Raw genomic sequence first — 8,482 nt, 5'->3', positions numbered from 1 at the left:
TTTGCTGGACAGGTTTTGGGAAAAGCGCCGAAAGCTGTCCAGAACCCAGGTTTAATTGACTGGTTTATAGAAAAGTGCTGAAAGTTGTCCACTAACTGTTGAAATTGCATTATTCGGTCTCCATTTGCACCTGAGTGAAACCAAATAAGCAGATTGTTCTAGAAAAAAGGAATTACACATAAATAATAAGAATTATATGACTAAAGTGGTGGTTGCTCTTATAGCAAGACCTGATAAAACGATTCCTCAAATGAATGGTGAATTGAAAGTTCGAAAAACCATTTCTTTCACTTTTTACAATCCTTACGACATCTGGAATAGGGAGTGAAAGCAACAGATGTGTCTGTCGGATCAGGCAGTAAAACGAGTGAAAAAATGCAATTAATGATATGCCTTTAGTTCCGCATTATTAGTTAAGGATCCATTATTAAAGATCAATTTGCCGCCTCATTTGACTCCAACAACTGGAATGGATGCCTTAACACATGTAGTTAATGCTTTTATTTGGACAAATAATGCAGAAGTGACTGAGTAATATCCAAAGGGGGGAATTAGTATGTTAGGGTTCAAATATAAAGATTATGATGGACTTGGTTTGGCCGAGCTCGTAAAGAAAAAAGAGGTAAAGCAGATTGAGGTGGTGGAGGAGGCGATTCGAACGATAGACTCCTTAAATCCGAAGGCCAATGCGGTTATTCATAAAATGTATGAACAAGCTCGGAAAGATGCGGACAGAGAGCATTTCGGTTTTTTTGCTGGTGTCCCCATGCTGTTGAAGGATATCAGTCAAGAAATTAAAGGAGAGCCTATTACATTAGGTTCAAAAGCTTTCGAAGGCTATCGAGCTGAAATGGACTCGTTGTATGTATCACAATTAAGAAAAACTGGAGCTGTATTTATGGGTCAAACGAATGTTCCTGAGTTTGCATTGTTGGCAGTAACCGAACCCAAGCATTATGGAGCCACACGGAATCCATGGAACGAGAACTTTACTCCAGGCGGTTCAAGCGGGGGATCAGGTGCGGCAGTTGCTTCAGGAATGGTCCCCATTGCCGGTGCAAATGATGGGGGTGGATCTATTCGGATTCCAGCTGCTTATTGCGGATTATTTGGGTTAAAACCAACAAGGGGAAGAACGCCGGTGGGGCCAAAGATGGGGAGGTGTTGGCAGGGAGCATCAGTAGAGCATGTATTAACTCGATCAGTAAGGGATAGCGCAGCTATGTTGGATGAGTTATCAATATATGAAAAAACTGCCGCTTTTCATGCTCCGCCATTTAGCGGGAATTATCTTCAAGCCGCACAAACACCTATAGAAAAACAGCTTCGCATTGCGTTTTCGGTTCAGTCACCCATTGGTACTAGAGTCCATGCCGACTGTAAAGAGGCGGTTTGGAAAGCTGTTAAAGCACTAGAATCAATGGGACATAGTATAGAAGAAATTGATGCTCCCGTTGATGGAAAGAAAATCGCCAAAAGCTATTTAACCATGTATTTTGGTGAAACGGCCGCAATCATATCTTCCCTAGAAGAAATCCTTGGAAGAAAAGCGACAATTCAAGATGTTGAACCGACTACATGGTTATTAGGACTGCTAGGTAAAGCTACAACTGCGGAAGAATTTGTCCTTAGTTTAAGAGAATGGGATTTTGCTGCTTACAAAATGGAAGTCTTTCATGAAACCTATGATTTATATATAACACCAACTACAGCCTTTCCACCAGCAAAAATTGGTGAGCTAGAACTCACATCTTCTGAAAAACTACTAATAAATATCGCAGGAAGATTAGGTGCTGGCGGGTTATTGAAGAAAGTAGGGATTGTAGATAAAATTGCTGAGGAAAACCTTATGCGAACACCTTTTACTCAGCTTGCAAACCTTACTGGACAGCCAGCTATGTCCATGCCTCTACACCTCACGAATGATAGCTTGCCAATTGGAGTACAGGTGATGGCAGCAAGAGGCAGGGAAGATTTACTGCTACAATTAGCAGGGATGTTTGAGCAAATGGAGATATGGCAGGATGTACGGTTAAACCCAATGTTTAATGAATAAGGAATTAAATAATTTAAGCTAATCCTTTTTTATCATTAAGAAGGAGTATATTTATTGCTACCAGGCAGTTTTTTTATATGGTTCCACGCTTCAATCGCTTCATGACGACTTTTTCCTCCGTTCTTTGGATCAGCGAAAAAGTCATGAACAAACTGATTGTATTCGAACTGAGGAGCGATTTTTTTCTTATAGGATGGATCTTTTTTACGTGCTTCTTCTTCATGCCAAGCATCTACTACATCACGATAAGTCTTCCCGATATTATTTTTAAAATAGTTTTGTATATATGTGGAAAAATGAAATTTGGGACCTATGGCAGTCTTAAAAAAGGATCTAACATGTTGACTGCATCGATGATTTTCTTTGATAACTGTATCGAGACTTAATAGGCTTTCTGTTTCAGTTTTCATATGACTTTTTTTTTGCTTTAGAGGTTTTTTTATTTTTCCTGTTTGAAGAAAGGTTTCGATTCTGTCAGCAATCTCTAGCTTCGAGCCTGATGCACTTAATTGATGTTCTCTACAGAAGACTTGTAGCTCTCCTTTTAACCAATAATAATCCCTAAAGGCTTGAATACTTATATCTTTTGAAAGAATTGGCCTCATTGTAATTTTCCCCGTCCTTTTATAAATTCATTATAGAGCATACGTTCTATAAAATCATATTTATTTGAACATACCGCTTTATTAAGTATATTTCGATGATAAGTAATTCTTATCAACTTTGATAAATAACTTTAAATTTATTTATCAAAAAATTGATCATATACTTTATAAGGAGGTGGTAAATGATGGAGTATGTTATTCTTTTTTTCATTGGAATTGCCGCTACGACATTGGGGACGCTGGCTGGCGGTGGAGGATTAATTAACCTGCCAGTAATGCTGATAATGGGGATCCCTGTACATTCGGCGATTGCGGCAAATAAAGTATCAAATACCGTTAGTTCGTTTTCAAGCTTTTTTTACCTGCTCAAAAAGAAGGAAATCTCCCTAAAGGAATGCTATTGGATCATACCAGTCAGTATTAGCGGCGGAATCACTGGGGGTATTATTGCATCATGGATTTCAGGAAAAAACATGTATATTGTGGCGATTGTTCTCCTAATATTTGCTTTTATAGTTTCATTTATAGGAAAAGGGAATTTTACTGGTGAGGAGCCTTTAAAATTAAACAAAATTAGTGCGCCGGGACTTTACAGTATTGGAATCTATGATGGTCTATTTGGCCCTGGTCAAGGGACTTTGATGCTTTATTTATTTAGCTATTTAAATATCGCTTATATTCGTGCCGTAGGTTTGGTCCGTCTTGCTACTTTTTCAAGTTGTTTTGGGGCAGCCATTACCTATATCGCCACTGGAAAAGTCATTTGGCCGGTTACATTGGCGCTGCTATTAGGATCTCTTACAGGTGCACAAATTGGTGTCAGGATTGCTCAAAAACTAAAACCACAATATGTAAAACCGATTTTAAGAATTGTAACAGCGGCACTCATTGTACAAATATTTATTGAAAATGTTTTTTAGTTAGAAAATATTAGGAAAAGCTATTCACGCTGGTGAATAGCTTCAGATTGACGACAAAAGGCATTTGGGAATGCTCTTATTCCCAAATGCTTTTTTATTTTTCATCAAAAATCAATAAGAAATAGAGGTTGACTATCTATTGATCTGATATTTTAAGACATTTCTGGACTGATCCAAGTCCAATTGGCTAATTTCTTAAGATTTATTGAAGCAAAAGTAAGCATAGCCTGCATGGACAATTTTTTTATTCCCCTTAAGGTTGTCCACCGCATTCCATGCTTTTCTTTTGCATCCGCAAAGACCCGTTCAATTGATTCTTTACGATAATATCTCTCCTTGCTGACAGATATAGCAGTCATAGTGCTCATCATAAACATATTCATGTTTACGCATAAAGCCTTCCTTAGTTTTTGGTCTAGTATAAGGAAGTGCAGGCGTAATCCCATTTTCTAAAAGAAAGTTGCAGATCGCAGGAGTCTTATAGGCAGCTTCAGATGCCACAGTTAAGGTTTCTTTCCGTTATCTACACGGTCTTGATTTAATTCAGCTGAAGCTTCGTTTTGTAAGCTCGAGCTTCTTTTCTTACGATTTTCTTTTCAAATTTACGTTTACTTTTGCGCTCAATAGGTCCTTGTCTGTAATCTCTTTTAAAATTCGGTAGAAGATTTGTTCAAATAAATCGGTTTCTTTAAAACGACGTTCATAATTCTTACCATAGGTAGAGAAGTGAGGAACCTCTGTATAAAAACCAAAGCCTAGGAACCAACGATAAGCTTCGTTTGTTTCAATTTCTTTAATGGTTTGTCGCATAGAACGAATACCAAATACATACTGGATAAAAGTCATCTTTATCAACACAACAGGATTATCAACACTCGGACGACCTAGTGTTGAAAAGAGATTTTCAACTAATGGATAAATGAAAGAGAAATCAATAGCTGCTTCAATTTTACGAACTAAATGATCTTCTGGTACAAGTTGGTCAATTTCGATCACTTCTAATTGGTCTCTTTCAGTATCATTGTTTCTCGTTATCCTAATCCGTCACCTCGAAATATCTCTTTTCTCTTAATATTTATTATTAATGAAAAAAGACTGTAGAGAATCTCGAATTTCTTCGAGTTTGTCTACAGTCTGAAAGAGGCTGTATAAGCCTCTTTTTGTTGTTATAGTGAGCAAGTAAAAGTTGCACTCTGGGATACGGAAGGAAGTCCATCCACTGCAGCCGAGGTAGCAGTAATGGTGACAGCTTGTCCAGGTACTGGAGTAGTTACTGTAGCGCTAAAAGCACCACCCGCACCTGTCGTAACTAAAGTTGGAGAAACCGTTGCCGGACTCGTTATAGTGAGTGTGATTGGAACTCCTGAAACTCCAACGCCGTTCACTGTAAAAAAACCCTGAAGCGTAAATGGTTGACAGTCTATTTGAGCACCTGACAGAGCGATTTGGATAACTTTTACACCCATTTATTTTTCACCTCCATAAATTTTAGAAATACATTTCCCAATAAACCTAACTCTTTTTTCTAGAAGGACAGAGTAGTAAATTTGTTTCTTACTTTTTCATTGGAATCGTACTTCTGTAATAAGGTATTCAGAGGTGAACAAGCTGAAGCGGCTAATTTACCAATCTGATTTATAATTGCATTTTATCATAGCCCAGTTTCTCCATTTTCTTGCACCTCCTTTTATTATTTATTTTTAGTCACAAATACAAGAGGGAGGAAGAATAATGAATATCATAAGGAAAAACAACGGAAATGAGTGTGAGTTTTGGTGAAAGTCTCTTACGGAAAAGTGGACCAACATAAGACTCTAATTCTGGATGATCAATTAAAAAAAATTTTACCAGAAACAATGATGTTGAATGAGGATAACTTTTGGGGGCTTATGGAGCGACATCAGCAAGTTATTGTTAAACCTAATAGGGGGCGTTTTGGAAACGGGTTAATTAAAATTAAAACGATTGATAAAGACTTGTATGAGTTCCGTTCGGAGGGGCACAAGCGTATTATTTATGGAAGAATGGAAACTTTTAGAGCTGTAAAAAGTAATTTAGTTAAACGAGAAAACATAGTACAACAGGCTATTAATCTAGCTAAAATTAATAATTTTCCTTTTGACCTAAGAGTAATGGTTCAAAGAAAGACAGAAGATGCAACATGGGTGGTAACCGGAATGGCAGCAAAAGTAGCATTGAAGGGGTATTTTATTACAAATGTGGCCCAAAAAGTAATGATTGTTCAAAACGCATTGGAAAAATCACATATAAAAAATGTTAATTCAACTAAATTAATAAAAAGAATTGAAGAAATAACCCTACTTACAGCCGAGAGGTTATCCAGCATTTATCCAGGACATCGAATTTTTGGATTAGATATTGGGATTGATAAAAATAAAAAAATTTGGATTTTCGAAGCTAACTGTTCACCTTGCCTTGCCTTATTTCGCCTACTAGGTGATAAAAAGACTTTAAGAAAAATAGAAAGATTTAAAAGGCAATAAAATAGTCTTGTAATTTTTTATTTTGTTTTCCCATCTTACTCAAATCAATAGGTTGCTATTTAATATAAAAATAAAAACTTGTAAAATCCATCCAAATGGAGGTTTTTCTACAGGCTGAAGCTACTCACGCTGGTGAATAGCTTTTTTCGTGTTCCCAACATGATTTAAGAAATTTGTCGAAACGTGTTAAAATAGAAACTAAGATGCATAGGAAGGGAATTGATAATGATTGAAAATAAATGGCTAACTAAATTAACACTGAAAAAAATGACGGCTTTATTGGTTTTAATGTCAGTCTTAGTTTCATTGACATCATCAGCAGTACTTTTACACCATTATGTGATAGAGAGGGAACATAATATTGTAAAAGAAAAATTAATGAATGTTGCTAGAATGGTAGCTAAAGATCCCCGTGTCATAAATGAAGTTGTTAAAAGTTCAAATAGCCCAGACATTCAAAAATATGCAATGGAAATAGTGGAATCCACAGATGTAAGCTTTGTTGTTGTGCTCAATAATGAGCTTATTCGCAAATCACATCCACATGTTAATATCATTGGAAAACCATTTTCAAATATTGAAGATGCCAAACAATCATTGAATGGTACTGAGCATTTTTCAACACAAGCAGGTATTTTAGGAGAAGGGACACGTTTTTTTACACCTATTTGGAATGATAAAGGGGAGCAAGTTGGAATTGTATGTGTTGGCATTGTACAGGAAACCGTTAATCAAGCTCTTTGGGATGCTCAGAAAACTCTTTATTTTGGTTTAGGATTTGGTCTTTTCGTGGGGCTAATAGGAGCCATTTATTTAGCACATCAATTAAAAAAATTATTATTAGGACTTGAACCCCAGCAGATTGTGGCAAATATAAAAGAACGTGATATCATTATTGATTCAGTAAGCGAGGGGATTATTGCAGTAACCCCTGATAAAAGAATCCTTTTACATAATTCAAATTTTACTAAGCTTATGGAGAAGGCTAAGTTTACTGGTGATTACAAGAAAGGTACGTACCTCGATAAGGATATATTTTCGTTGTTTTTTAAAGAAGTATTCACAGCTGGAAAATCAATTTCCAATCAAGTAGTAGTCGTTAATCAGTCTGAGCTAATTGTAAATATTAAAGTCATTTATATAAATGAAGAGATATATGGAGCAGTAGCCACATTGCGAGATCAATCTGAAATGCAGCAGGTTATTCGTCAACTAAGTGGTACGGAACAATTTATTGATTCCTTGCGTGCTCAAAACCATAAATTTATGAATCAATTACATACCATTTTAGGATTAATTGAATTGAAGAAATTTGATGATGTTGCTCACTTTATTCGCGTATTAAATGCTGATTATCACCGAGAAATTGGATTTGTAACCGATAAAATAAAAAGCCCGGCAGTTGCAGGTTTTTTACTAGCAAAAACGAGTGAATTAAAAGAGCAAGGTGTCAAGTTAACGATCGATTCAGATTCTCATTTTCCATATATGAAAATGGGTGAGATGCTTCATGATTTGCTTTTATCGATGGGAGTCTTGTTAGATAATGCGAAAGATGCTGTCGTAAATTCAAAGGAAAAACAAGTGTCGCTTTTTCTGCATTATGATGAAGAGGAGGAAGTGATCTTGTTTGAAGTCCAAGATTCAGGCGTAGGTATGGAGAAGGCCCTCATAGAAAAGATATTTGAAAGAGGCTTTTCGACTAAAGGTGGAACGAGAGGGTATGGATTGGATGCCGTTCAATCAATTGTTAAACAATATCATGGGATTGTTGATGTACAATCAAAAGTAGGGACCGGAAGTATTTTTCGAATCGAAGTGCCATATAAATGGAGGAGCTTAAATGATTAAAGTCATCATCGTTGAAGATGACCCAATGGTTGCCATGATCAATCAACAATATCTTGAGCGTTTCGGAGGTTTTCGAATTGTTGCAACTGTTGGCAGAATTGATGAATTATGGAAGATAATTAATGAGGATATACCAGATTTAATTTTACTTGATGTTTACTTACCTGGAGAAACAGGAATTGATTTTTTACAAGAGGTACGTCAAAAGCAGCTTTCAGTACCGATCATTATGATTACAGCAGCTCACGACATACCTACAATTAAGAAATCGTTAGAATATGGTGTGATTGATTTCTTAATTAAACCGTTTTCTTATGAAAGATTTAAATTGGCCATTGAGAAGTTTCTTCAATATCATTCATTAACGACAGAGTTAGAAAAGACAGATCAGGATACGCTAGATCAATTATTAATAAATGAAAGAGGTCCATCGCCCGTAATTCCTGATGGAAATAAACTTGCTGCAACAGTACCGAAAGGATTATCAAAAATAACATTAAAAAAAATTCTCCTTCTAGTGGTGGATCAAAAGGGGCATTTTTCAAC

The 8,482-nt window shown here is 36.3% G+C and carries 7 protein-coding genes and 1 pseudogene; 5 read left to right on the top strand and 3 right to left on the bottom strand.

The window, feature by feature from the left end; all coding sequences use genetic code 11:
- The first annotated feature begins 556 nt into the window (after nt 1-556).
- The gene (locus V7164_RS06695) at nt 557-2,056 is read left to right on the top strand and encodes an amidase family protein (protein ID WP_335353711.1); all 1,500 of its coding nucleotides are present in this window, start codon (nt 557-559) and stop codon (nt 2,054-2,056) included.
- A 35-nt stretch (nt 2,057-2,091) separates the two neighbouring features.
- Here the strand turns inward: V7164_RS06695 and V7164_RS06690 are convergent, their stop codons facing one another.
- Nucleotides 2,092-2,661: a DUF6434 domain-containing protein gene (locus V7164_RS06690; RefSeq protein WP_335353710.1), complete on the bottom strand. Its 570-nt coding sequence runs from the start codon at nt 2,659-2,661 to the stop codon at nt 2,092-2,094.
- A 185-nt stretch (nt 2,662-2,846) separates the two neighbouring features.
- Between V7164_RS06690 and V7164_RS06685 the strand changes: the two genes are divergently transcribed.
- Nucleotides 2,847-3,581 (top strand): sulfite exporter TauE/SafE family protein, encoded by a 735-nt coding sequence (locus tag V7164_RS06685; protein ID WP_335353735.1) that lies wholly within the window; start codon nt 2,847-2,849, stop codon nt 3,579-3,581.
- A 152-nt stretch (nt 3,582-3,733) separates the two neighbouring features.
- Here the strand turns inward: V7164_RS06685 and V7164_RS25660 are convergent.
- Both V7164_RS25660 and V7164_RS06670 read right to left on the bottom strand, forming a co-directional pair.
- Nucleotides 3,734-4,616: pseudogene (locus V7164_RS25660) on the bottom strand (transposase).
- Nucleotides 4,617-4,747: 131 nt separating this feature from the next.
- Complete coding sequence (locus V7164_RS06670) at nt 4,748-5,047, bottom strand: hypothetical protein (RefSeq protein WP_335353709.1); 300 nt, start codon at nt 5,045-5,047, stop codon at nt 4,748-4,750.
- 309 nt (nt 5,048-5,356) lie between these two features.
- Between V7164_RS06670 and V7164_RS06665 the strand changes: the two genes are divergently transcribed.
- The 3 genes from V7164_RS06665 to V7164_RS06655 all read left to right on the top strand — a co-directional run.
- Nucleotides 5,357-6,085 (top strand): YheC/YheD family protein, encoded by a 729-nt coding sequence (locus tag V7164_RS06665; RefSeq protein ID WP_335353734.1) that lies wholly within the window; start codon nt 5,357-5,359, stop codon nt 6,083-6,085.
- A 225-nt stretch (nt 6,086-6,310) separates the two neighbouring features.
- Nucleotides 6,311-7,936 (top strand): sensor histidine kinase, encoded by a 1,626-nt coding sequence (locus tag V7164_RS06660; protein ID WP_335353733.1) that lies wholly within the window; start codon nt 6,311-6,313, stop codon nt 7,934-7,936.
- The coding region (locus tag V7164_RS06655) for a response regulator (protein ID WP_335353732.1) at nt 7,929-8,482 on the top strand (554 nt) is incomplete at its 3' end. The genes V7164_RS06660 and V7164_RS06655, both read left to right, overlap by 8 nt.

Origin of the sequence: Bacillus sp. JJ1474 (assembly GCF_036965225.1) — a bacterium.
In the GTDB taxonomy this organism is placed as follows: Bacteria; Bacillota; Bacilli; order Bacillales; family Cytobacillaceae; genus Cytobacillus.
Note: the sequence above shows the minus strand (reverse complement) of the source record. Positions and strands in the feature narration are given on the sequence as shown.

What these genes read in the sequence shown, in the direction of transcription:
- V7164_RS06695 (WP_335353711.1), top strand. Translation starts at nt 557, where the DNA reads ATGTTAGGGTTCAAATATAAAGATTATGATGGACTTGGTTTGGCCGAG.
- V7164_RS06690 (WP_335353710.1), bottom strand. Translation starts at nt 2,661, where the DNA reads ATGAGGCCAATTCTTTCAAAAGATATAAGTATTCAAGCCTTTAGGGAT.
- V7164_RS06685 (WP_335353735.1), top strand. Translation starts at nt 2,847, where the DNA reads ATGGAGTATGTTATTCTTTTTTTCATTGGAATTGCCGCTACGACATTG.
- V7164_RS06670 (WP_335353709.1), bottom strand. Translation starts at nt 5,047, where the DNA reads ATGGGTGTAAAAGTTATCCAAATCGCTCTGTCAGGTGCTCAAATAGAC.
- V7164_RS06660 (WP_335353733.1), top strand. Translation starts at nt 6,311, where the DNA reads ATGATTGAAAATAAATGGCTAACTAAATTAACACTGAAAAAAATGACG.